At 52.9% G+C, this 23,581-nt stretch carries 17 protein-coding genes and 5 pseudogenes; 10 read left to right on the top strand and 12 right to left on the bottom strand.

Annotation, left to right across the window (positions count from 1 at the left end):
- Positions 1-13 precede the first annotated feature (13 nt).
- The 3 genes from C3F35_RS24115 to C3F35_RS24095 all read left to right on the top strand — a co-directional run bounded on the left by C3F35_RS24115 (position 14) and on the right by C3F35_RS24095 (position 3,489).
- Positions 14-1,279: a vWA domain-containing protein gene (locus tag C3F35_RS24115; RefSeq protein ID WP_103793592.1), complete on the top strand. Its 1,266-nt coding sequence runs from the start codon at positions 14-16 to the stop codon at positions 1,277-1,279.
- Between the two features lie 297 nt (positions 1,280-1,576).
- Positions 1,577-2,274 (top strand): IS1-like element IS1A family transposase gene (locus C3F35_RS24105; RefSeq protein ID WP_225988000.1). Its coding sequence is split into 2 segments (ribosomal slippage): positions 1,577-1,826 and positions 1,826-2,274, totalling 699 coding nucleotides; the frame shifts between segments, so codons are not numbered across the junction.
- 222 nt (positions 2,275-2,496) lie between these two features.
- Positions 2,497-3,489 carry a tyrosine-type recombinase/integrase gene (locus C3F35_RS24095; protein ID WP_104456759.1) on the top strand — a complete coding sequence of 331 codons (993 nt, stop codon included), beginning with the start codon at positions 2,497-2,499 and terminating at the stop codon, positions 3,487-3,489.
- 489 nt (positions 3,490-3,978) lie between these two features.
- Here the strand turns inward: C3F35_RS24095 and C3F35_RS24090 are convergent, their stop codons facing one another.
- The 3 genes and pseudogenes from C3F35_RS24090 to C3F35_RS24080 form a co-directional block, all read right to left on the bottom strand.
- Positions 3,979-5,976 carry a BCCT family transporter gene (locus C3F35_RS24090; RefSeq protein ID WP_103793573.1) on the bottom strand — a complete coding sequence of 666 codons (1,998 nt, stop codon included), beginning with the start codon at positions 5,974-5,976 and terminating at the stop codon, positions 3,979-3,981.
- 148 nt (positions 5,977-6,124) lie between these two features.
- The gene (locus tag C3F35_RS24085) at positions 6,125-6,313 is read right to left on the bottom strand and encodes a hypothetical protein (RefSeq protein ID WP_062779880.1); all 189 of its coding nucleotides are present in this window, start codon (positions 6,311-6,313) and stop codon (positions 6,125-6,127) included.
- Positions 6,297-6,563, bottom strand: a pseudogene (locus C3F35_RS24080) (IS5/IS1182 family transposase); the annotation flags it as partial. The gene C3F35_RS24085 and the pseudogene C3F35_RS24080, both read right to left, overlap by 17 nt.
- On the opposite strand from C3F35_RS24080, the pseudogene C3F35_RS27405 reads away from it, so the two are divergent.
- A pseudogene (locus C3F35_RS27405) lies at positions 6,562-6,652 on the top strand (helix-turn-helix domain-containing protein); the annotation flags it as partial. The pseudogenes C3F35_RS24080 and C3F35_RS27405 overlap by 2 nt on opposite strands.
- Positions 6,653-6,926: 274 nt before the next feature.
- On the opposite strand, the pseudogene C3F35_RS27180 reads toward C3F35_RS27405, so the two are convergent.
- Positions 6,927-7,016 (bottom strand): annotated as a pseudogene (locus C3F35_RS27180) (hypothetical protein); the annotation flags it as partial.
- 744 nt (positions 7,017-7,760) lie between these two features.
- Between C3F35_RS27180 and C3F35_RS24065 the strand changes: the two are divergent.
- Together C3F35_RS24065 and C3F35_RS27175 are read left to right on the top strand one after the other, a co-directional pair.
- Positions 7,761-8,192 (top strand): hypothetical protein, encoded by a 432-nt coding sequence (locus C3F35_RS24065; RefSeq protein ID WP_103181191.1) that lies wholly within the window; start codon positions 7,761-7,763, stop codon positions 8,190-8,192.
- A gap of 342 nt (positions 8,193-8,534) precedes the next feature.
- Entirely contained in the window at positions 8,535-8,723 is a 189-nt protein-coding gene (locus tag C3F35_RS27175; protein ID WP_103181190.1) for a hypothetical protein, read from the top strand.
- Positions 8,724-9,028: 305 nt separating this feature from the next.
- On the opposite strand, the pseudogene C3F35_RS24055 reads toward C3F35_RS27175, so the two are convergent.
- Both C3F35_RS24055 and C3F35_RS24050 read right to left on the bottom strand, forming a co-directional pair.
- Positions 9,029-9,823, bottom strand: a pseudogene (locus tag C3F35_RS24055) (integrase core domain-containing protein); the annotation flags it as partial.
- 4 nt (positions 9,824-9,827) lie between these two features.
- Positions 9,828-10,235: pseudogene (locus C3F35_RS24050) on the bottom strand (SDR family oxidoreductase); the annotation flags it as partial.
- A gap of 98 nt (positions 10,236-10,333) precedes the next feature.
- Here C3F35_RS24050 and C3F35_RS24045 point away from each other — a divergent pair.
- The gene (locus C3F35_RS24045; RefSeq protein ID WP_062779780.1) at positions 10,334-11,233 is read left to right on the top strand and encodes a LysR family transcriptional regulator; all 900 of its coding nucleotides are present in this window, start codon (positions 10,334-10,336) and stop codon (positions 11,231-11,233) included.
- 278 nt (positions 11,234-11,511) lie between these two features.
- Here the strand turns inward: C3F35_RS24045 and C3F35_RS24040 are convergent, their stop codons facing one another.
- The 6 genes from C3F35_RS24040 to C3F35_RS24015 all read right to left on the bottom strand — a co-directional run bounded on the left by C3F35_RS24040 (position 11,512) and on the right by C3F35_RS24015 (position 19,977).
- Positions 11,512-12,516, bottom strand: coding sequence for a LacI family DNA-binding transcriptional regulator (locus tag C3F35_RS24040; protein ID WP_000851062.1), 1,005 nt, complete (start codon positions 12,514-12,516; stop codon positions 11,512-11,514).
- A 29-nt stretch (positions 12,517-12,545) separates the two neighbouring features.
- Positions 12,546-13,946: a sucrose-6-phosphate hydrolase gene (locus C3F35_RS24035; protein ID WP_062779778.1), complete on the bottom strand. Its 1,401-nt coding sequence runs from the start codon at positions 13,944-13,946 to the stop codon at positions 12,546-12,548.
- On the bottom strand, positions 13,946-15,316 hold the full coding sequence (locus tag C3F35_RS24030; protein ID WP_000345203.1) for a sucrose-specific PTS transporter subunit IIBC: 1,371 nt from the start codon (positions 15,314-15,316) through the stop codon (positions 13,946-13,948). The genes C3F35_RS24035 and C3F35_RS24030 overlap by 1 nt, the downstream gene beginning before the upstream one ends.
- A gap of 135 nt (positions 15,317-15,451) precedes the next feature.
- Entirely contained in the window at positions 15,452-16,969 is a 1,518-nt protein-coding gene (locus C3F35_RS24025) for a carbohydrate porin (RefSeq protein ID WP_001393599.1), read from the bottom strand.
- A 165-nt stretch (positions 16,970-17,134) separates the two neighbouring features.
- On the bottom strand, positions 17,135-18,058 hold the full coding sequence (locus C3F35_RS24020) for an aminoimidazole riboside kinase (protein ID WP_000992321.1): 924 nt from the start codon (positions 18,056-18,058) through the stop codon (positions 17,135-17,137).
- Positions 18,059-19,182: 1,124 nt separating this feature from the next.
- Positions 19,183-19,977, bottom strand: a complete 795-nt coding sequence (locus C3F35_RS24015) for an AraC family transcriptional regulator (protein WP_103793574.1) — start codon at positions 19,975-19,977, stop codon at positions 19,183-19,185.
- Positions 19,978-20,064: 87 nt separating this feature from the next.
- On the opposite strand from C3F35_RS24015, the gene C3F35_RS24010 reads away from it, so the two are divergent.
- From C3F35_RS24010 to C3F35_RS23995, 3 genes are all read left to right on the top strand, one after another.
- Entirely contained in the window at positions 20,065-21,255 is a 1,191-nt protein-coding gene (locus tag C3F35_RS24010) for an MFS transporter (protein WP_103181189.1), read from the top strand.
- 118 nt (positions 21,256-21,373) lie between these two features.
- A protein-coding gene (locus C3F35_RS24000) for an IS1-like element IS1A family transposase (protein ID WP_233211685.1) occupies positions 21,374-22,071 on the top strand; the annotation gives its coding sequence in 2 pieces (ribosomal slippage) (positions 21,374-21,623 and positions 21,623-22,071; 699 coding nt in all).
- Between the two features lie 413 nt (positions 22,072-22,484).
- Positions 22,485-23,345 (top strand): RepB family plasmid replication initiator protein, encoded by an 861-nt coding sequence (locus C3F35_RS23995; RefSeq protein ID WP_103181188.1) that lies wholly within the window; start codon positions 22,485-22,487, stop codon positions 23,343-23,345.
- Positions 23,346-23,581 lie beyond the last annotated feature (236 nt).

Raw genomic sequence — 23,581 nt, 5'->3', positions numbered from 1 at the left:
AGGAACAGAAGCCATGCAATTACAGTCAGGTCAGAATATCTCTCTAACTTCATCCTCTATCACGCTCAACCTGCGATATCCGGTGCGCCCGGGTTTTCGCGGCGAACCCGATACCTGCGTTTTTATGCTCAACGCACAGGGTAAGGTGAGCGGTGATAACGATTTCATCTTTTTTAATAATCTGAGTTCACCGGAGGGCGCCGTTAAACTGACTCCCGGGACACAGCAATCAAGCGTGCATATTGAACTTAACCGCGTTTCATCGGCTGTTCAGAAAATTGCCTTAACTCTGGTCATCGACGGCAGCGATACCATGACCGGCCTGCAGCAGCTGAGCCTGCAGGCACCCGGCATCGCATCCTTCGAACCGGAAACAGCAGGGCGCAGCGAGAAAGCCATTATCGTGGCGGAGGTCTATCGCCATAACGGCAACTGGAAGCTCCGGGCCCTTGGCCAGGGATTCAATGGCGGGCTTGAGCCGCTTGCCGTCAGCTACGGTGTAGACGTGTCATCTCCAGCCCCGGCACCGGCACCATCACCGGCTCCACAACATACAGCAGCTCCGGTAATCAGTCTGGAGAAAAAGCTGGAGAAACAAGCCCCACGTCTGGTCAGCCTTGCGAAAAAAGCGACCGTCAGCCTGACCAAACACAAGCTTAATACGCTCCAGGCGAGCGTAGCGTTCGTGCTCGATGCATCTGGCTCAATGAGCGGAGAGTTTTCAAGAGGGCATGTGCAGTCTGTACTGGATCGCATCGCTGTTCTTGCCGTTCAGTTTGATGATGATGGTGAAATGGATCTTTGGGGCTTTGCTGAAAAGCACCGGAAATACCAGAATGTCACGCTGAGTAATCTCGATAATTATGTCGAAACCATTCAGGGTAGTGGCAAACGTTCAAGGTGGGAATTATTGCCGGGCCTCGGCGGTGTGAATAATGAGCCTCCGGTCCTCGAAGAGATTGTTGATTACTACCGTGACAGCAAATTGCCTGTTTATGTCGTGTTTATCACTGATGGTGGAATCAGTAAAACAAAAGCGATAAAAGATGCTATTCGTCGATCCGCAAATTACCCAATCTTCTGGAAATTTGTGGGCCTTGGTGGTTCGAATTATGGCATCCTGAAAAACCTTGATGATTTTACTGATCGCAAAATCGATAATACGCACTTCTTTGCCATGGATAATTTCGCCAGTGTCAGCGATGAAGACCTTTATGATAATCTTCTGGAAGAATTTCGAACGTGGATTGATGAAGCTAATTTAAAGAGCATTCTGTAATTTAATAGAGCTTCCTAATTGGCAGAATTGCCATGTTCTGCCATGATCAAATTTTTGAGCGTCTTTGATGTTTAGACGTTAGCAGGAATTAAAGGTGATAGCTTATTTCGCATTGTCGAAATCCACTTTTCTTATGAGAAATGATGCGTTAAAGGATTTTAATATTATGTACAGGCTTGATGATGTATTTGCCTGTATTAGTAATATAATACAGCACAACAAATCAGATTATACAACTTTTGGGTGATGCTGCCAACTTACTGATTTAGTGTATGATGGTGTTTTTGAGGTGCTCCAGTGGCTTCTGTTTCTATCAGCTGTCCCTCCTGTTCAGCTACTGACGGGGTGGTGCGTAACGGCAAAAGCACCGCCGGACATCAGCGCTATCTCTGCTCTCACTGCCGTAAAACATGGCAACTGCAGTTCACTTACACCGCTTCTCAACCCGGTACGCACCAGAAAATCATTGATATGGCCATGAATGGCGTTGGATGCCGGGCAACCGCCCGCATTATGGGCGTTGGCCTCAACACGATTTTACGTCACTTAAAAAACTCAGGCCGCAGTCGGTAACCTCGCGCATACAGCCGGGCAGTGACGTCATCGTCTGCGCGGAAATGGACGAACAGTGGGGCTATGTCGGGGCTAAATCGCGCCAGCGCTGGCTGTTTTACGCGTATGACAGGCTCCGGAAGACGGTTGTTGCGCACGTATTCGGTGAACGCACTATGGCGACGCTGGGGCGTCTTATGAGCCTGCTGTCACCCTTTGACGTGGTGATATGGATGACGGATGGCTGGCCGCTGTATGAATCCCGCCTGAAGGGAAAGCTGCACGTAATCAGCAAGCGATATACGCAGCGAATTGAGCGGCATAACCTGAATCTGAGGCAGCACCTGGCACGGCTGGGACGGAAGTCGCTGTCGTTCTCAAAATCGGTGGAGCTGCATGACAAAGTCTTCGGGCATTATCTGAACATAAAACACTATCAATAAGTTGGAGTCATTACCCGTTTTTCCGAAAAGAGTTAACACTGTCAGGCGACGAGTTTCTTCAGGGCTGTTGGCAGCATTTATATCCGTAAGACCACCTGTTTTTTCTACTTATTAAAATGTACCTTTGAAAAAGTAGTCTTTCTGCGGTACGCTTCACGGGACCATTTCCCCTGAGTTTTCGCACAGCGCGCCGGACGTTTTCCGGCCGGACCGGAGCCTGACATGAGCCTGATGCCTGATGACGAACAGGAACGTAATCTTCTGGCAGCAGCGATCCCGCTGGATGAGACATTTCTGCCGGCGCTGTCCGGCAATAACGTTCCGGTAAATCCGGCCCGGGCTTACCTATTGTCCCTTAATTCCCAACGTAGCCGGCAGACCATGGCTTCGTTCCTCGGGATTGTCGCCAAAATGCTTGGTGCCGGTAGCGCTGACACCTGCAACTCGGGCAGCATTCGCCGGTATCACGTTATGGTAATCACCGAGTTACTGCGCGATACTGGCCGGGGGATGGCAACTATTAACACCTATCTGTCGGCTCTTAAGGGCGTAGCGAAGGAAGCCTGGATGCTCCGCCTGATGGACGTTGAGAGCTTCCAGCACATCCGGGCGGTACCGAACCTGCGTGGCAGCCGGCTGCCAAGCGGTCGGGCCCTGCCGCCGGAGGAGATCCGCGCGTTGTTTGCCGTGTGTGAGGCCGATCGCAGCTGCCTCGGGCCGAGGGACGCGGCGATGCTGGCGGTTATCCTGGGATGTGGCCTGCGGCGGTCCGAGGCCGTGGGCCTAGATTTACGTGACGTTGTCACGCACAATCGGGCGCTACGGGTGCTGGGGAAGGGGAACAAGGAGCGTCTGGCCTACGTCCCGGCCGGGGCCTGGCAGCGGCTGCAGATCTGGATCGATGAGGTCCGGGGCGAAACCCCGGGGCCGCTGTTCACGCGGATCCGCCGCTTCGGGGATGTGACACTGAACCGGCTCACCGACCAGGCGGTGTACCATATCCTGCAGGTGCGTCAGGGGCAGGCCGGGATCGGTAAGTGCTCGCCACATGACCTGCGCAGGACCTTCGCAACTGCCATGCTGGATAACGGTGAGGACTTAATTACGGTTAAAGATGCGATGGGTCACGCCAGCGTTACGACCACCCAACAGTACGATCGTCGCGGAGAACAGCGTCTTCGAGATGCCCGCGATAGGCTCAATCTTGTCAAATGATTTAGTCGACAGGATCAACCTTGATGCCTTCGCCATCCCTGGCTGTGACGTTTTTTACCTACTGGCAACGATCTAAAGCATCATTAAAGATGAGTGTTTAAGTTCCAGGAAATTATTGATATATATAGAAAAATATATAATAACTTTAGGGTTTATGCATGTCTATTTCTCCCCCCTCGGGATTGGTTTTAACAGTTGCCAAGTGGTTATGGGGAAAGCTAACGCAACGGTTATTAATGTCTACCTATATGCATTCTCATGAGAAATGGGCATTACGGCACCGCTTGGGAGTGAATCACTCGCAGAACGGTTCAGTAAGTGTGTTGCGTCCATCAGTTGAAATCCAGCTCAAAGCTGCCTGTCATGCCTGCTTAAAAAACAGGCTTAATGTAGGATGTTTTCCGTTTTCCAAGCGGCCCCCTATATACCCGCCTGGAGGAGATCCCGGCAGAATAAAGAAAAACACCGCCGAAAGGCGGTGTTTTTGTATTAGCGAACCAAATGTAAGAAGTGAAGATGCTTTTCATACTGGTCGAGAATATCGTTGATAATCTGTTCCTGATTCCAGCCCATCACATCGTAATCCTGACCGCCTTCTTTCAGGTAGATTTCAGCCCGATAGTATTTATGCTGTTCTGCCTGCTGCTCCTCATTATCCAGCCCGGAGATCGCAAAGGTAGGAGCAACATAACCGCGGAGTCTGACTTCGTAGATGAAGTTAAGCTCATTGCCTAAATCCACTTCGAAGCGAATACGGTCTTCGCCACTGTTGTTGATATGGCTTACGGTGCTCTGTTTGTTCAACTCATCCTGAACCATTGTCATGGCAGGCTGAATGACATCATCCATAAAACGTTTAACCAACGAACGTTTTGGCAGATGGGCGATATTGCGCAGTCTGCGCTGCCACGGAATAGGATTACGCGCAGCGGTAGGTGCAATGGTGGTCATATTCTGGCTGTCGCGCTTGGTGATGTCCCGTCGCAATGCTTTCAGCAATCCGTATATCGATATCAACAAAATCACCGAGAACGGCAGGGCGCTGGCAATGGTCACCGTCTGCAAGGCGCTAAGGCCGCCCGCAATCAGCAACGCAATGGCGACCAGCCCCATCAGTGCAGCCCAGAAAATACGCTGCCAGACGGGCGTATTGCTGGAGCCCCCGGAGGCCAGGGTATCCACCACCATCGCTCCGGAATCTGCCGAGGTGACAAAAAATACGATGACCATCGCCATGGCGATGAACGACAAAATGCTTGAGAACGGGAAGTGCTCAAGGAAATTAAACAGCGCCAGGGCCACATCCTGCTGGACGGTATTGGCGAGGTCCGTCGCCCCTTTCTGCATGATCAGATAAATCGCGCTGTTTCCGAAGACGGTCATCCATAACAGGGTGAAACCCGCCGGGACGAAGAGCACGCCGGTCACAAATTCGCGGATGGTTCTGCCGCGCGAGACGCGGGCGATAAACATGCCGACAAACGGCGACCAGGAGAGCCACCAGCCCCAGTACAGCAGCGTCCAGCCACCTAGCCAGTTGCTCGATTTAGGCTCGTAGGCATACAAATTAAAGGTTTTACTGACCATTTCGGACAGATAACCGCCAGTGTTCTCAACGAACGATTTCAACAGCAGAACCGTAGGTCCCAGCAACAGCACCAGCACCAGCAGCAGCAGCGCCAGGCTCAGGTTGATCTCGGACAGAATACGAATGCCCTTATCCAGTCCCGACACCACCGAAATCGTTGCCAGGCCAGTGATGACCACGATCAGGATCACCTGCACCGTTTCACTAATTGGCACGCCGAAGAGATGATTAAGCCCGGCGTTAACCTGCAGCACGCCATAACCGAGGGAGGTGGCCACGCCAAACACGGTGCCGATAACCGCAAAGATATCGACCGCATGGCCAATCGGTCCGTAAATGCGATCCCCGATAATCGGATACAGCGCCGAACGCAGAGTCAGTGGCAAGCCGTGACGATAGCTAAAGAAGGCCAGTATCAACGCCACTATCGCGTAAATCGCCCATGCATGGAGTCCCCAGTGGAAGAAGGTCAGGCGCATGGCCTGCTTGGCGGCTTCGACCGTTTCCGGGGTACCAACCGGCGGAGAGAGGTAATGCATCACCGGTTCTGCCACCCCGAAGAACATTAGGCCGATCCCCATCCCGGCGGAAAACAGCATTGCGAACCAGGAGTGATAGCTGAAATCAGGTTGGGCGTGGTGGGGCCCAAGTTTAATATCGCCGTAGCGCGACAGCCCGAGGAACGTCACGCTCAGGAGGATCAGCGCTACGGCCAGAATGTAAAACCAGCTGGCGTTGGTGAAGATTTGATTCTGCAGAAGTTTGAAGTTTTTATCGGCCAGATCGGGGAAAGCCGCGGCAAAGGCGACAAGAAGAAATATTAACAACGCCGAGGTGAAAAACACCGGCTTGTTAATATGGTTTTCAGACTTTTTTATTGGGGTTTCATTCTCACTCATAAGCTCATTTATTCCATTGTGTGTTCATTTCGCCCTGGATGGATGAATTTTGTCACAGCCCGATTCTAACAAAAGAAAAGGAGTGATGCCTAATGACCTTAAGAATAAGCTGAATCGCTTCTACGATACCTATAATGATAATCGCTGTTCAGGCTTGTGCCAGGATTTGCTCCGCCGCCGCCAGATCCGCCAGCGTATCAATGTCGTGCACTACCCCGACATCGCAGAGCGACAGCTCCAGAACCTCCCCCTGACGGCATGCGCGGGGCTTTGTTGAATAAATCGGATTTAGATAAAAGCGCTCCTCGTGGCTGACTTCCTCAGGCAATCTGTACACTTTCTGGCATGCCTGCACACGTCATTTTGTTTAAGGCACGGATCATGGCCATAGCCTCTCCAGCCTGCGCATCATAATCCCGAAACGTAAGATGCCCGCCAAACAGCTGTTTGACACGGTACATTGCCGTTTCTGCCACCGAATGTCGATTGTAAGCCGTGTGCCATTTCCAGTACGCATCACTTCCCGTCAGCCATTGCCGGGTAACGGCCTGATTTCTGTCGGCATATTCAGCCGGCCAGTAACCTGCCCGGGTTAACTCCGGGATCAGTATCAGCGCCATTGCGTGAATTTAATACCACCCGGCAAACCATACACAGGGTAAAGGCAGGGCAATAATGATCCTGCGTTCACAGCTGGACGGTCTGCTATAAAGTGAGGTGCAGACATTGTCACAGACTTCCGCGCCTCGCTCATAGCAGTCAGAAAGCGTTGTTGCTGGCTGCTCTGTGCTGTGAGTTCAACTGTTCGATGCAACGCTCAGACGCGCTCAGCGCGTTTCTGACATGTCCTCGTTAAAAACAGTAACAAACCACCCGAAAATGCACGCCAGAAACGCTACGTAAGAATCTATCCTATGCTGGATATGCACTCAACTGAATAACGCCTGGTTTCAGTCTGTTTTATCGGCATCAGCCTTCTTTCTGGGTAATTTCGGAGAGGTCACTTGCTGATTACTTTGCGTGCGTCGCGTGAGCCAGGGCAACCCGATATGGCCGTATCCGCCCGCAAAAAAGTGGCCCTCATCGTCGACTTTTATGAGCAGGACTCTTTCAGAGCTGCCTTGCGAAATGCCTTATTCTGAGGGTGTGCCCCGGTCCATGTCGGACCCTGATCAACCTGCTTCGTTAAATCCGGCCAAGTGATGAAACGCCTGTGCGCCCTGGCTATTTCATCGCGTGGGACCAGCCTGTCGGCAGCCACCATCACGGCGTGACCTTTACAATCTAAAAAAGTGCCGAATATCACTTTTACGGGTATTTCCCGTGCCACATTGTCAGGGCACAAATAGCTTATACGTGATCTGAATTCGGTTATCTCTAAACGTCGCGGCGCATTGTCCCCGATAAACACAAGTATGGAGAGCATATTTTTCTCCTGTTTTATCCGGACGTAAGACTAAATATCAGTATGGTTTTTAATAGTTACAGCCCTAAATAATATATATTATATCAAAATTACTTTGACAGGATAACGTACAGTCATACAGAAAATGACTCCCTGAGTCACAAATTTTCACCTCAGGCTCCGCTTCCATATAGGATATATAACGCTTTCTCTGTAAATGTTCATAAATACAGGAAGATGTCTTTACCCAAAATAAGCGGAAGATAATATTTTGCCTGATATCACCGGGCGCCTCGGGGCTTTTTCAGGCTTACGTAGTACGGATTTTCCCGGCTGGATGGCTTATATATTGCTTTTGATAGGCGCAACCGGAGGCCCTATGTCTGTGGATATGCAGTCACTTTATAAGCACGTTGCATGGTGTGTCTGGCATGAGGGCTTACGCCTTTATGATAATGGCGTTCCGGGCCAACTGAAGGAAGTCAGTTTTCTGCGGAGCAGTTGCCTGAAACTGCTGGCGCATCATGGGGCTGCGGGAGCGCTTATCTCTGCTGCATCTGATAACGAACTGACAGCTGTCATGAGCCAGATTGAATCCCGCGTCGATCGTGAACATAACCTGTCCGGGCATGTCCGGTGGGTGGCTTACCATGCGGCACGGCACGCGGAACTGCAGAACCTTTTGTCAGAGGGCAAACATAATGAAATCCGGTCAATTTATTACCGGCACCTCAATCACAACAGTAACGCCAGGTACCTTTTATCCTGCGTCAGTCACGGTTATCTGACTGTTCTGATAAAGGGGTTATAACAGCAGCCATGTATTACGGGCTCTCTCCTGCGCTGTCCGGACAGCACTACACCGGTAAGCCCGGGATGATATGGCGTGTTCTTGCAAGGATCCAGTGCGTGCCGGGAAACCCCACTGTCCTCCGCTTATGCTCCATACAACCCGGACCGGGTGAACCGCCATGACAACACCGGTTCATGGCCTGACTGGCAGTGGGGCCTGTTGTTGCCGCTCCACGTACGCCAGTTGCAACTTCCGGCCGGTATCACGCGGTGTGATCCTGCTCCCCGCTTTCATCAGAAAATACCCTATATTATTAAGGATGTGTTATGTGGCTATCAGCATTCAGATAAGGCAGGACTTATGCAAGAAGGTTTCTACTGGATACGGCACAACGGCAGGGTTCAGGTAGCTTACTACACCGATGGCGAAACGGAAGACCTGCAAACGGGGCGGATCGTCAGGGGGATATGGTATCTGACGCGGGGTTTCGATATCTGCGATGACGGTGAGGCTGAGGTATTACAGGGTCCGCTGTCGCCACCTCTTTGACAGACACGGGAACTGGCGTTTCGCTTTGAGCCTGACTAGATTTAACTGTGGTGGATCCCCCTGTGCGGCGGGACAATCCGGTTGATGTATGTAAATATGCTTGCGGCTCGTATAACCGGTAACGAGCCACCGGGAGGCACCCGGCACCTGTTTCAGAACCTGGGAAGTGCGTTTTGAGCCCATCCGTCCGGACAGGCTTTTTTATACCCGCTTCGAAACCGGTGCTATGCTTAAACTGTAACCAGGCCATAGCACCTACCCCTTATCCTCATCGGTGTACGGTCCGGGGACATGGTGAACACTTTTTAACATCCTTTACCCATGGTGATCGACTTTTTCTTCAGGTCGATCACCCACACTTTCGTGTTGTACCACCACACTTCGTAATAACCGTCCTCCTGTGTCTCCCTCAGCCCTACCTGCTCGCCCCTGAACGCCTTGCCTGCGCTCAGACTGACACCCTTCACGCTCAGCTTCCCGCTGATATCCACCTTCCTGACCATCACACCCCCGTCGTATTCCGATGGCGTTGTGTGGCTGTTGTACTACCGCGCGGATGGCTGGTAGCGCGAGGCCGGAACCGTCATATCCAGCCCCTCATGGGGCTGTTCGAGGTTATAGGCTGTCCGCCAGTGGTCGAAGGCGCGCTGCAGCTCGCTGCTGTCCGCGAACCACTTACCCTGCAGGACTTCTGCCTTCAGGCGGTGGTGAAAACGCTCCAGCTTGCCCTGGGTCTGCGGGTGATAAGGCCTTGAGTGGCTCACCCGGATCCCCAGGCGCATCAGCCACAGCTCGAGCGCCGTCCAGGTGCCGGTGGTGTCGCCCCAGGGTTCGCCGTTGTCCATGGTCATCCGGTCCGGCAGGCCGTAGCGTTCAAACACCCCGACCAGCTGCTGCTGCACGGTCTCACGCCGTTCATCGGGGCAGTGCATCAGGCATAGGGAAAGCCGGGTGGTCTTCCAGCCAGCGTTTGATCTTGCGGGCCCCCAGCGTTCGTGACGGGAATGGGCCATGCGCAACAGGTCAGCGATGTCGTCTGATGAACGGTTCGGGGAATGACGGGGTGTGCGGGGACGGTCATGAAGACCGGATAAACCGTCGTCAAAGGTTAATTATCTGGCCAGAACCCTGAGCTTCCATCACTGGAAGCACAGCCCCAATTCCCCACAGCACGCCCTTGATGTTAACGTCAATCGTACGTTCCCATTCATCCTGTTTGCCGGCCGCAAGCGGTGAAAGTGGCATGATGCCCGCATTGTTAATCAGAACGTCAACACGCCCCCAGTTATCAAGCGCTGACTGCACGAAATGAGCCATGGACAGTCTGTTTGTGACATCCAGCTCACGCGCTTCAGCCATACCGCCGGCGCTGCGGATTTCTGCTGCAATGGCTTCGATACGATCCAGTCTGCGCGCCCCTAATAGCACTCTCGCACCTGCTTTTCCAAGCTCTCTGGCAATGCCTTCCCCAATGCCACTTGACGCGCCGGTAATTAATATAACTTTATCCATGATGTGCTCCTTCAGTTGAGTTCAGAGAGATGATAGACCTTTATGATTAGTTCCAGTATCCTGCTTTTACTGGACTCAGTGATTAGCAGAATTAAACAATGAAAATTGATCTCAATCTTTTACCTGTTTTTATCGCGGTTGCTGAAGAGCGTAATTTCACCATAGCCGCAGCCCGGCTGGGGGTTACGCGCTCGGCGGTTAGTCAGGGAATACGGCGGCTTGAGGATACTTTCGGCACAATGCTGGTAATGCGGACAACACGTTCAGTAAACCTGACTGAAGCGGGAGAACGACTGCGTACATCCCTGTCATTATCTTTATCCAGCATTGACGCTGCGTTCGAAGATATTGCATCCGACAGCACGCCACGTGGACTTCTGAGGATCGCGGTGACCTCCATAGCTGAAGAGTTTCTTTCAGGTCCGCTGATCGCCTCGTTTGCGGCTGCTAATCCAGCCGTGACGATCGATATTGTCGTGATAGATGAGGAATTTGATATTGTGGCCGCTGGTTATGATGCTGGCGTAAGGCTCGGAGATGTGATCGAGAAGGATATGATTGCCGTCCCGCTTACAGAAAAGCAACGTGAAATGGTGGTTGCGTCCCCATCCTATCTCACTGCTTGTAGCGCCCCTCTTCATCCGCGTGAGCTTGTACATCATCAGTGTATCGGCTGGCGTCCTTCCCCGGATGTTGCTCCTTATCGCTGGGAATTTGAGGAGAACGGGAGAGCTTTCGACGTGGCGGTAGAACCGCGAATAACAACTAATGACCTGCGTCTCATGCTGAGGCTGGCTCTTGCCGGTGGAGGTATAACATTTGCCCCTGAGGAAACATTCAGGCCGTATATTGAAAATGGTCAACTTGTTTCAATGCTTGATGATTTTCTTCCCCATTTTCCTGGCTTTTATCTGTACTTTCCTCAACGCCGGAATATAGCGCCAAAACTACGCGCCCTAATCGAACATGTCAGGCAATGGCAGCAACCGTATGCTTAATGGTAAGCGCTAAATACTTTGTAACGTAAACCAGTTTTCTGAGGACTGACTCATTTAGTTATATGTTATGTTCGCTTCTGGCACAAAACGGACTGTCATTGTCAGGCATTTTGTCAGCGGTCAGTTAATCCAGTCTCCCTGCGTGAGGCCAGGCAACTGCTCAAACGCCCTAATATGGTCGTTACCAGCACGATGCCGGCGCCAATGGTATGCCCGGCGATCGCCGGGCCGTTCAGACCAATCGGCATCCAGCGTCGCTATTCAAAAATACTCAGTTATTACTGATGCCGAAACTGCAGCGTTGCGGGCAGGTAGCGTTGTAGCGTTTCGGGCGTATCGCCCTCGATCAGCTGGCTTATCAGATCGTAGCAGTGCCAGGCCAGCTGGCGATTATCCTGCTGGACAGTGTCGATACGCAGCGACAGCGAATCATAAAGATAGTGATCGTCAAAGCTCGTCAGATGAATATCGGAGTCGAGTAAATGGTGCTGGCTCATATAGCGCAGAACCCCTTCGAGCAGCCCGCAGGCGGCGGTGAATAGCGCCTTAGGCGGCCGCCCAAGGCGCGCGCAGAGTGCGGCAAACATCTCATAGCCGGAGCTGGGATGGTAATTGCCGTTGATCACCCATTCCGGGCGCAGGGCAATACCCGCCTGAGCCAAACCCTGCGTGAACCCGGTCAGACGATCGCGGGAGGGCGACAGACGCGCCTGACCGCCTAAAAACCAGAACTCATCGCTATGCTGAGGCGCGATGCGGGAAATCAGTTCCGCCGTTGGGGTAATCGAATCGGTCATTACCAGCGGCAGCGCGCTTTCATTGGGGCACCGGTCAAACAGCACCACTGGCAGCTGTTGGCTGAGTTTGAGATAGTCGGCATCGTTGTGCATACAGGAAGCGACGATCATCCCGTCGACCTGGCGGGCAATCATATTATTGACCACCACGCTCTCCTGACCGGGGTTTTCATCAGTACAAGAGATCAACAGCTGGACGCCCGCCTCGCGGCACAGCATCTCCAGCTCATGGGCAAAGACCGCAAAGCCGTGGTTGGTGATCTCCGGCACCACCAGCCCGATGGTGTGGCTGCGGTTGTTGCGCAGCGAGCGGGCATGAATGCTTGGCTGATAGTGATGCTTACGGGCAATCGACAGTACGCGCTCACGCGTTTCCTGCGCCACGCGCAGCTCCTTGCCACGACCATTCAGTACCAAGCTGGCGGTCGCTTTGGAGACGCCAGCCTGTTCGGCTATATCTTTAATGGTTACGCGTTTGGTTTTCATTACGACGCCATGAGCCTGAAGCAAAACGCTTATTCTACCATGCAAGTTCGCAGCGGCCAGTAGCAGAATGCGTCCGGCGTGATGCCGGAGAATGTTAGCTGACCGGAGCAGGCCGGGAAGTAGCGGCTGCTCATCACCCCTTCACCGCCGTTTATGAAAATCTCCACGCTCGACTGGTCGATGAAAACACGCAGCGAGCGGACGTTTCCGCGCCAGTAACGATAATGCATCTCGTCGCTGGCGAGACTGCGTCGGGCCAGGCGGAGTCCGCTGGCATCGCACTCAAGGGTTAATACGCCGCCAAAATCGAGGCTCAACATATCGTCCCCGCGGGTTTGCAAATCGATTTCCATCGGTGCCAGCGGCAGGGCGTTCCCCGACCAGCCGTTCGCTTCACCGCGCAGGGCGCTCAGTTCCCGTAGCGGACGCTGATAGAGCTGACCGTTGATAAACTCCAGCTCACGCAGGCAGGTCATCTGATGGATCCAGCCGTTGATGAGGGTCGGCTGAAGCATCTCTTCGCCCTCCGGCACGCCCATCCAGCCGACCAGCAGACGACGGCCATCACTGGTAAGCATGGTTTGCGGGGCGTAGAACTCAAAGCCGGCGTCCAGTTCGTGCAGTTCGCCATGGCTGAAAGCGCCACTAGCGTAATCAAACTCGCCCGCCATCCATACTGCCGGGTAGGTGTTCAGGTAACACTTTTCCTCGCGGGCAATCCCCTGCGGACAGCAGATTAGAATATGCTGGTCGCCGAGAGGAAAAAGATCCGGACACTCCCACATATAGCCGACGTCGTCGAGGCCATTGATGCCGTGGCCGGCGATTTCACTCATACTCGTCCACTGATGGAGATCCGCAGAGCTGAACAGCAGCACCTTGCCGCGCTTTTGCCGATCCTGCGCACCCAGCACCATGTACCACAGGTCTTCGTGTCGCCAGACTTTTGGGTCGCGCACGTGGCCGGTGTAGCCCTCCGGCAGCGGCAGGACCGGGCCGATTTTGCGGAAGGTGCCGTCGGCGCTTTCCCTTGCCAGGCATTGCCAGGCGGTTCGCCCTCCGTCGGCAAACTTCACGTTGCCGGTATAGCACAGGGTAAGCGTACCGTTGTTATCCACCGCGCTGCCGGAGTAGCAGCCGTTACGGTCATACTCTTCGTCCGGCATCAGCGCAATGGGCTCATGCTGCCAGTGCAGCAGATCGGGGGAGCTCCAGTGCGCCCAGCACTTAAACGTATGATCGCAGGCGAGCGGGTTCCACTGATAAAACAAGTGATAGCGTCCGGCAAATTCGACAAAGCCGTTGGGGTCGTTCATCAGCCCGGTGACCGGCGCAAGGTGCCAGCGCGGATAGTGGCTATCGGCCAGCGCACGTGGCTGGCCCTGTATTACGGCCTGCAAAATCGCAGGCAGTCGTGATGGAAGAGACATTATTCAGCGTCCGTTTTGTATTTCAAAACCAGGGAGACCGTAAAGGCGACGCCAAAGGCGATAACCATCCCGATAATGTAGTTCAACAGCGAACTGGCCTGCACGATGGCCATGCCGGGGATCGCTGTCAGGCCGACCGCGGTCATGTAGACGTGTACAGATACCACCCATGCGCCGCCCGCCGCACCACCAATCAGCGCCGCAATAAATGGCTTCACAAAGCGCAGGTTAATACCAAAAATCGCCGCCTCGGTGATGCCCAGCATGGCGGAAAACGCCGAGGGCAGAGTAATGGCTTTAATTTTTGCATCTTTGGTTTTGAACCACACCGCCAGACAGGCTCCGCCCTGAGCGACGTTGGCCATCGCCCAAATCGGCAGCAGGAAGTTGACGCCGATGGAGGGATTGCCCAGCAACCCGGCTTCAACCGCATGGAAGCTGTGATGAATACCGGTAATGACGATAACTGAATAGAGACCGCCAAACAGTAACCCGGCGAGCCAGCCGGCGTGGCTAATCAGGGTGCTGAGGACAAACGAGATACCGTCGCCCAGTGCGCGACCGGCCGGGCCGATAATCAACAGGGCTATAAAACCGGATATAATCACCGTCAGGAACGGCGTCAGGATCAAATCCAGGGCATCGGGGATTGCGCGACGCAACTGCTTCTCAACGATGCTCATAAACCATACTGCCAGCAGTACCGGGAACACCGTACCCTGATAGCCGATCATGGCAATTTCGAAGCCGAAAAAGTTCATGGTGTGGAAACCCGCGGCCACGCCCCAGGCGTTAGTCAGCGCTGGATGAGTCAGAATGCCGCCAAGCGTCGCGCCGAGATAAGGATTACCGCCGAATTCGCGGGCGGCGGTAAAGCCAATCAGAATCGGCAGAATGATAAATGCCGCCGAGCTGCACATATCCAGCATGATGTAGATGGCGTTGCCCGGGTCAACCCAGCCGTATGTTTTGACCATTCCCAGCAGGCCCATCAGCAGACCAGAGGCGACGATGGCAGGGATTATCGGCACGAAGATGTTTGATAGCAGGCGGGCGATGCGCTGGAACGGATTGAGCTTTTTTGCCGCGATGTCGGCGGCTTCCGATTTGCTGGATTCGCTAATACCCGCCGCCTGAGTAAAGGCAGCGTAGACCTTATTTACCACCCCGGTGCCGAAAATAATCTGCATCTGTCCGGCATTACGAAAACAGCCCTTCACCCCTTCAACTTTGCCGATGGCCTGCTGGTCGGCCAGCGAATCATCGACCAGCACCAGGCGCAGGCGCGTGGCGCAGTGCGCGGCGCTGGCGATATTTTCTTTGCCTCCAAGAAGCGGAAGCAGCGAGCAGGAAATCTGTTCAAAATCCATAGTACCCTCTTAAGGCTTAAACATTTTTATGTTGTCGTCCCGCGTTCACGGGAGCGCTTTTTCTGCGTCTTAGCTGAGCCCGGGGTGACAAAGATGCTCTGACCCCCGGCTATTCCTGTCATCAGGCGTAAGCCGTCAGAACCAGGTTTCCATCTGCACACCGAAAGACCATTCGCCGCCCGAGTTAAAACCGTCACTGCCCAGGGCGTCATCGCTGGCGTAATTATTCAGTTTTTTGCTCCAGTCCATCCAGGAGGTATAGAAACGAATCTCCGGGCGACTGAAGAAATCACCGATACTGCCGACCTTAAATGTCGGGGCGAAGGTGAGCTTGTAGAAGCTACCGTTCACCGCCTGACGATCGTTATAACCTTCGGGTTTAAGATCCATGTACTGGTAGCTGCCTTCGTAGGCGAGAGCGAAATTCTGATTGATTGCCTGAATCAGACGCAGGTTGAATGTTGCCCACTGATAGCTGTCGCCATCGGCATAGCGGTCTTTACTGCGTTGCGCCAGCATTGCCGGGGCAACAGACCAGTTTTCGCTGAGCGGCGTGGTGCCGTAACTGGCAATGCGCCATGTGTCGGCTCCCGGACGAAGTGCGCCATCAGATCCGATACCTTTAACCTCTGCGCCCAGACCATGACCATAAAGCAGAGCGGTTTTACTGCTACCGTCGCGCAGGCCGTAGAAACTGTCGTTATGCAGGCCGAGCAGCGCATGCACGCCGGTGTTTGCCGCATCGCCTTTTACCAGATTGCCGTTGCTATCTTTACGCTCGTCGTTATCCTTCGCCCGCAGACCGCTGACCATCATCTGCAGCGGACCTGCGAAGTGATTCATGGTGAGGATATAGTTCTGCACGCTGTTGCTGGAATCATCAATGTCGCCGAAGTTACGCCCGTACAGGGAGAAATTACTCCGCAGGCCGTCGTTCCACTTCACGTCATAGATACCACCACCGGTACCGGCGAGGAACACGACATCAGAGTCAATCCAGTGAATATCGAAATTGTCGCGGTCGAAACGTTTCCCGGCCCACAGGGTGGAGCCCTTAAATGGCCCAGCGAACGTCGGCAGGTTACCCAATTCGACAAAGGCCTGACGAACGTTCAGATCGCTGGTGCTTGCAGTCCAGTCGTTATAAGAGGTTTGCCCGTCGGCGACCATCACCTTAAAGCGGGTCGTGGCCCCATTATCCAGGGTCTGCTTATGTTCAAGATTCATTTCAACATAGGTATCGGCCTGGTTTCCCAGACGGCCGATAGCTCCGCCGGTTTCACCTGCCGGCGTTATGTAGGCTCCGGATTTGGTGCTGGCGCCGGAATCATTCATTATCACGCCGGAGCGGGCGTAACCGTGAAACTCAAATCCGCTTTTGTCATCGGCTTTTTTCTCAAGTCTGGCGGTACGCTGAGCCACTTCCTGAGTCGAGTTCTGGTTTTTTTGCTGCTGCGCGGTGAGTTGCTGAACTTTTTTCTCCGCCGCCCCGGCGCGGTTTTCCGCCGTTTGCGCCCTGTTTTCTGCCTCCTGCAGGCGTTTTTCCAGCGCGTTGAGTCGGGCTTCAATGGTGCTTATATCCGTTTGCGCATGGGCTGAGGCAGCGCTGGTTAGCAAAGCGATAAGCATCGCAAGTGTGCTTTTTCTGTACATGCTGTTGGCATCCCAAAAGTAAAAATGGAAAATTATAATTTTTGCTAAACCGGTTTAGGCGCTATGTTAAGCCCGACCTTTGTTTTTCTTAAAACAAATATGCTAAACCGGTTTAATAAATGTGATGCATGCAACAAAGTGAGCCGCGCAAAGCGGCTTTAAGGATTAAAACTGACGGTTGAGATCGCGCTGATAGGGCAAGGCGGTCATCGCACCTTTGGCTGTGGTGGCCAGGGCGCCGCAGGTCTGTGCAAGCGTGAGTGTCGGTTCCAGTGCGGTCATGTCCGTTGGCATCCCGTTAGCCGCAAGGCTGGCGAGCAGTCCGGCGACAAATGCGTCTCCCGCGCCGGTGGTGTCCACGCTGGCCACAGGCCGGGCGTTGAAATGGGTAAACTTCTGCTGAAACGCGGCAAGCACCCCCGCTTTGCCCCGGGTCACCAGTAGCAATTCTGGCTGATAGCGCTCCGTTACGCTGGCGATTCCGTATGCTAAATCATTACTGCTGCTGATGAAGACCAGCTCCTCTTCCGATAGCTTTACCACGTTGGCCATGTGCAAAGCGCGATCGAGGCAGGCTAGCAGCAAAGCCTGATCCTGCCAGAGATCGGGACGAATATTAGGGTCAAAGCTGACCCGACCGCCGGCAGACCTGATGCTCTCCATCGCCGCGAAGGTAGTGCTACGGCTGGGCTCGGCGCTGAGCGCGATGGAGCAGACGTGCAACCACTGTCCGGCGGCAAACTGTGGCAGGTCTTCTTCAACCAGGAACAGGTCCGCGCTGGGGCGTACCATAAAGGTAAAGGTGCGTTCCCCCTGGTCGTCAAGGTCGACGACCACAGTGGACGTGCGGTGCTGATCGTCGAGATACATATGGCTGACGTCGACCTGCTCCTGTTGCAGGGTATGACGCATGTAGCGGCCAAACGGGTCACCGCCGACGCGGCCGATAAATCCGCTGTTGCCGCCAAGGCGGGCAACCCCTACCGCCACGTTAGCCGGCGCGCCTCCAGGGCACTGCAGCAGGCGCCCTTCGCTCTCCGGCAGCAGGTCCACCACCGCGTCGCCCAGAACCCAAACTTTTGCATTCATGCTAAAACCCTCCAAAGCTAAACTTAATTAAACCGGTTTAGCATATTAAATCACAGTGACCGAGTGGGTGGAACGTTCCAGCCGGAAAAGCGCGGCTCATGACATAAAAACGTGAGCCGCCTTATGAAATAGCGTTGATTTGACAGCTGTGAAGACTGACGTCCTGGACACAAAACGTTACTGAGCGAAGAAGGCCAGACGTTATCAGGTCGGTCATGTATGACTGCGGGCACTGCTTGCCAGAGCCGTTCCCGGATGAACTGGCGGATGAATTCAGATTAGTGAATTCGATGAATTCGGTTTTTTTTAGAATTATCGGTAAACCAATGAGTCGCGATATTTCCCCTGCTAATGAGTTCTTCTGAAGGCGCCATCAAACCTGTCGAGGTTTAGATACCTTGAACCGGCATAGAGGCGCGGCCGCTAGCCTAAACTGGATTTATTCCGTTCGGTGGCACCGTAGCCCGGTGAAGCCGGTAAAGGAGCAGAAGGGATCACCTGTCCCCACCCTTGCCCTATAAAGCGTTAATCCACTTAAAGCTATTCAGACGCTGAATTACGCGGCCGGAGTGGTCCCGACAAGGCGAAGCCGCTGCCGGGGCGTATCTCCGAGTTAGCGCCGATTGAGGCGCTTACGAGCGTGTATTCCTATACTTACCGGTGCACTATTTACAGCGGCTCATAACCTAGTTACAACATCCATCATTAAAAGCGACACTACTCCCGGGCTTCGCCCGGGGCGGCGGCGCTATTCAGGGTTAGTCTGGGCTCAGTTGTTGCCGCTGTGCACGGAATTCGATTATTGGTTGAGATGGGCTCTCTGATTCATATTTGTGAGGGTATTTCAGGTTGCAAGGGATGTAACTCTATTCTTATGTATGTTGTAACTATAATTTAAAAAAACTCATGGTCTTCTTAGGATCGTCAACAAAGTTATCGGTCCTGATTAATCTATGCGTCTTGTTTTTCCCGCCTCGGATTGAGCGTGATGCTATCTGGGGGCCGCTTGGAAAACGGAAAATATCCTACGTTAAGCCTGTTTTTTAAGCAGGAATGACAGGCAGCAATGAGCGAACAGCGGACGTTGACGTTCTTTATAAAAATTCGGTTTGTGTTGTTTTGCATTAGTTTAGAGACGAAAAATATTGCGTCGGTGATTTACCCAGCGCTTTTCTGAACATCGTAATAAACGCGCTGACCGAATCATATCCCAGCGTTCCGGCTACACGCTGCACGGACTGACCTTCAGCCAGATGGCTCAGGGCAATCATCAAATGCAGTTGCTGACGCCAGCGACCAAAGCTCATTCCTGTCGCCTCTTTTATCAGCCTGGCCAGCGATCGTTCGCTGGTGACCAGATGTGCAGCCCACTGCTTTAACGTTCGCCGATCATCAGGCTCATTAAAAAGTGCCTCCGCCATATTCCGGATTTTAGGATGATCGGATACGGGAAGATGGAGCGCTTCAACCGGCACATCCGGAATATGCTCCAGCAGCACCGCTGCGAGCCTGGCAGTTTTACTGTCAGGAGAATAAGCCTGTCCCTGCTCTGCCAGATACAGAACAAGCTCGCGGACCAGAGAAGTCATCGCCAGGGTACAGCAGATTTCCGGCATCGCTGCCGCGCCGGGTTCGATGAACAAAAAGCAGGTATCTGCATTCTTCGTGACCCGGCAACTGTGGGGAATTTTACCCGGAACCCAGACAGCATGTCCCGGTGGAACAAGCCACAGCGCATCCTCAACCTCACAGCTCACTGCACCGCGCAAAGAGATAATAAGTTGTCCCTTACGGTGAAAGTGCGGACTCTGACCTGCATACTCGCCTGACGATGATACATGCAGCGCGATAGCAGCCTGACTGAAAGCATCGGCATTAAACTCATCCGGTGAGGTCACCGGTTTTTTATTAACTGGCATGATTTAGTTATATGTTGTCAGATTATCTATATTCTGTAACTCATGAGTCCTTTAAAGTCTTTCTTTTTACCAGAAAAAGCAAAATTTATGTCCCACACTACGAACAAGTGGTCTTCAATCATACTTGTGACCGGCATCCTTTTTATAGCTATCAACCTGCGTGTTCCTTTTACCGCTATCGCACCCGTTTTAGAGTCTATTCGCCATGATTTTGGGCTAAGTATTACTGCCGTTGGGTTGCTTAACTCGCTGCCTTTGCTGGCCTTTGCCGCCTTTTCACCGCTGAGCGCATCCATCTCACACAAGTACGGTCTTGAACGCACCCTTTTTGGTGCCTTGGCCGTGATTTCAGCGGGCATCCTGCTTCGCTCCGCAGGCAGTGTCTGGGCGCTTTATGGCGGAACCATATTGATAGGTATCGGGATTGCCCTCGGCAATGTCCTGCTGCCTGGCCTTATCAAACGTGACTTTTCTGGCAACGTGGCTTCCGTGACGGGGGCATATTCCATCACCATGGGCGCGGCTGGTGCTATTGGTTCAGCCATTGTCATTCCTCTGACGCAGAGCTGGGGCTGGAACATCGCGTTAGCCATGCTGGTTATTGCACCGCTGCTTGCGTTGCTTTTATGGTTGCCCCAGTTAAAGATGAAGCATCAGTTGCCAGGAGAGGGTGAGAAAAAAGCGGCGACCGTCGCGGTCTGGCGCTCGCCTCTGGCATGGCAGGTCACCTTGTTTATGGGCCTGAATGCGATGCCGTTTTATGTTGCTGTCGGCTGGCTACCCGCCATTCTAACGGACAGTGGACTCTCCTCAGCCCAGGCCGGTGAAGTACACGGCATTCTTCAGCTGACCACAGCTATTCCCGGCCTGATTCTGGCGGCCACGCTGCGTCGCCTCAACGATCAGAAAGCAGCCGCTGCCGGCGTCAGCCTGTTAACCGCTGCGTCCTTTATCGGCATCCTATACCTGCCAAATCTGGCGATGCTGTGGGCTGCTCTTCTCGGCTTCGGCTCGGGTGCCAGTATGATGCTGGGCCTGACCTTCATCGGGCTACGTACCAAAAATGCCGGTGACGCCGCCGCGCTGTCAGGCATGGCGCAGAGCGTCGGTTATCTGATGGCGGCGATGGGTCCGCTGTTGCTGGGCAAAGTACAGGAGTTGTCCGGAGGCTGGACATTGCCATTACTGATGACCGCAGCAATCGCGGTCGCTGGTGCCTGCACAGGAATGGCTGCCGGACGAAATGCACACCTGGAACCGGCACAGCAGCCGGGCTGAATTTGCTGACACAGCAGGAGAGCGCTCTGTTCTCCTGCTGTGGATACTCTCCATTATCGTTCCGGTGATGCTGCCAACTTACTGATTTAGTGTATGATGGTGTTTTTGAGGTGCTCCAGTGGCTTCTGTTTCTATCAGCTGTCCCTCCTGTTCAGCTACTGACGGGGTGGTGCGTAACGGCAAAAGCACCGCCGGACATCAGCGCTATCTCTGCTCTCACTGCCGTAAAACATGGCAACTGCAGTTCACTTACACCGCTTCTCAACCCGGTACGCACCAGAAAATCATTGATATGGCCATGAATGGCGTTGGATGCCGGGCAACCGCCCGCATTATGGGCGTTGGCCTCAACACGATTTTACGTCACTTAAAAAACTCAGGCCGCAGTCGGTAACCTCGCGCATACAGCCGGGCAGTGACGTCATCGTCTGCGCGGAAATGGACGAACAGTGGGGCTATGTCGGGGCTAAATCGCGCCAGCGCTGGCTGTTTTACGCGTATGACAGGCTCCGGAAGACGGTTGTTGCGCACGTATTCGGTGAACGCACTATGGCGACGCTGGGGCGTCTTATGAGCCTGCTGTCACCCTTTGACGTGGCGATATGGATGACGGATGGCTGGCCGCTGTATGAATCCCGCCTGAAGGGAAAGCTGCACGTAATCAGCAAGCGATATACGCAGCGAATTGAGCGGCATAACCTGAATCTGAGGCAGCACCTGGCACGGCTGGGACGGAAGTCGCTGTCGTTCTCAAAATCGGTGGAGCTGCATGACAAAGTCTTCGGGCATTATCTGAACATAAAACACTATCAATAAGTTGGAGTCATTACCGCCTGTCTGTTAAGTTAAAACTTTCAGTGGCATTATGCTATTTGGGCACTATCCCTTTTCATCCTCTCGGATCTCAAAAAGTTATCAACATATACACCGGTTAGATCCTATAACACGATCCTATTGAAGATCCTAAATGGATCCTTATAGTCCCAAACAGATCCCCGATCGCTGCAAGCCACGTCAGACAAGGCATTCAGAGGATTTGGGTGTGTCGTATTATGCAATAAGTGTGTCGCAACATGTAATTGGTGTGTCATGCCATGAGCAAAGTGGGTGACATCATGCTCTTGGTGTGTCATAACATGCAAAATGGTGTGTCGCATCATGTCAAATAACGAACTATCCACCTTTTGTGGATAACCTCGAATGGATTCTAACCACAGTGGTGTAACTATATGACTGATAACAATTTTATACCCTCCCAAATTACAAATGAAGGAGAGGTACACCAATTAACAGTCACAAACAATTCATCAGTTCAGCCAGCGATTTTACTGCGTCTGGGTGTCTTTGTTCCTGCCAGTCGTGCAATTCCTAAGGGGCAGAAGTCCGGTATAGATGTTTCTTCGTCGTTCTCCCAGCTTGAGTTCGCCCGTAAGGAAGGTTATGACGAAGTCAGGATCTTTGGTGAGCGACTGAACATATCAACGGACTTCAGCGTCTGGATGGGCATTATTGGTGCCTTCAGTAAATACGGCTTGAAATCAAATACCATCGAGCTGCCTTTCACTGAGTTCGCCGCGTTGTGCCAGTATGATTCTCGCCAGTTTAACAAACGTCTGCGTGACACCATTTTTGATGCTCTTACCCGGATTGGTACCAAGACTGTTCAATTCAACAGTAAGAAAACTGGAGATAAATTTTTTACTCAGCTCCTTAAGAGCGGTAAGTATACGAGAGAGTCCGATACAATCACGCTCCAGGCCGATGAGCGCCTCCATGAACTGTACCAGATTGACTACAACATCCTACTGCGCAAGCGTCCCTACCATATGCTCAAAGGTAAAGAAGTTGCTCAGACACTCTATACCTACATAGCAAGTCTGCCCGATAACCCTGCCCCAATTAGATTTGATCGCATCATTGAGCGATTGAATTTGACCTCTCCAGTAAAGGAGCAGAACCGGCTGATCAAGGCTGCTTTGAAGCAACTACAAGTCATTGGCTACATTGAGTATTCCATTATTAAAGATGGTCGAACTCTAACTGTGTTGATTCATAAGCGAAATAAAAAACTCAAAGAAATGGGGTCATAGAAGGTGGGTCACATTATGCAGGCGATCCAGTAATGGTGGGTCGTATCATGATTTTAGGTGTGTCATAACATGTTATCGTGGCACACTAGTATTCATGCCTGTTTTGTTAGGTTGATTTTTGTACCAATCCAAATGGACCCGCATGCTGTGACACACCTTTAGCATATCGCTGCCCACTTTTTCATGTTTATACCCAACATTTTTAAGATCCTCCGATGATCGTTTTTCTAAGCATG

Source organism: Leclercia sp. LSNIH3, assembly GCF_002935105.1.
Lineage (GTDB): Bacteria > Pseudomonadota > Gammaproteobacteria > Enterobacterales > Enterobacteriaceae > Enterobacter > Enterobacter adecarboxylatus.
Note: the sequence above shows the minus strand (reverse complement) of the source record. Positions and strands in the feature narration are given on the sequence as shown.

What these genes read in the sequence shown, in the direction of transcription:
- C3F35_RS24020 (WP_000992321.1), bottom strand. Translation starts at nt 18,058, where the DNA reads ATGAATGCAAAAGTTTGGGTTCTGGGCGACGCGGTGGTGGACCTGCTG.
- C3F35_RS24030 (WP_000345203.1), bottom strand. Translation starts at nt 15,316, where the DNA reads ATGGATTTTGAACAGATTTCCTGCTCGCTGCTTCCGCTTCTTGGAGGC.
- C3F35_RS24065 (WP_103181191.1), top strand. Translation starts at nt 7,761, where the DNA reads ATGTCTGTGGATATGCAGTCACTTTATAAGCACGTTGCATGGTGTGTC.
- C3F35_RS23995 (WP_103181188.1), top strand. Translation starts at nt 22,485, where the DNA reads ATGACTGATAACAATTTTATACCCTCCCAAATTACAAATGAAGGAGAG.
- C3F35_RS24095 (WP_104456759.1), top strand. Translation starts at nt 2,497, where the DNA reads ATGAGCCTGATGCCTGATGACGAACAGGAACGTAATCTTCTGGCAGCA.
- C3F35_RS24040 (WP_000851062.1), bottom strand. Translation starts at nt 12,516, where the DNA reads ATGAAAACCAAACGCGTAACCATTAAAGATATAGCCGAACAGGCTGGC.
- C3F35_RS24090 (WP_103793573.1), bottom strand. Translation starts at nt 5,976, where the DNA reads ATGAGTGAGAATGAAACCCCAATAAAAAAGTCTGAAAACCATATTAAC.
- C3F35_RS24045 (WP_062779780.1), top strand. Translation starts at nt 10,334, where the DNA reads ATGAAAATTGATCTCAATCTTTTACCTGTTTTTATCGCGGTTGCTGAA.
- C3F35_RS24025 (WP_001393599.1), bottom strand. Translation starts at nt 16,969, where the DNA reads ATGTACAGAAAAAGCACACTTGCGATGCTTATCGCTTTGCTAACCAGC.
- C3F35_RS24035 (WP_062779778.1), bottom strand. Translation starts at nt 13,946, where the DNA reads ATGTCTCTTCCATCACGACTGCCTGCGATTTTGCAGGCCGTAATACAG.
- C3F35_RS24010 (WP_103181189.1), top strand. Translation starts at nt 20,065, where the DNA reads ATGTCCCACACTACGAACAAGTGGTCTTCAATCATACTTGTGACCGGC.
- C3F35_RS27175 (WP_103181190.1), top strand. Translation starts at nt 8,535, where the DNA reads ATGCAAGAAGGTTTCTACTGGATACGGCACAACGGCAGGGTTCAGGTA.
- C3F35_RS24015 (WP_103793574.1), bottom strand. Translation starts at nt 19,977, where the DNA reads ATGCCAGTTAATAAAAAACCGGTGACCTCACCGGATGAGTTTAATGCC.
- C3F35_RS24115 (WP_103793592.1), top strand. Translation starts at nt 14, where the DNA reads ATGCAATTACAGTCAGGTCAGAATATCTCTCTAACTTCATCCTCTATC.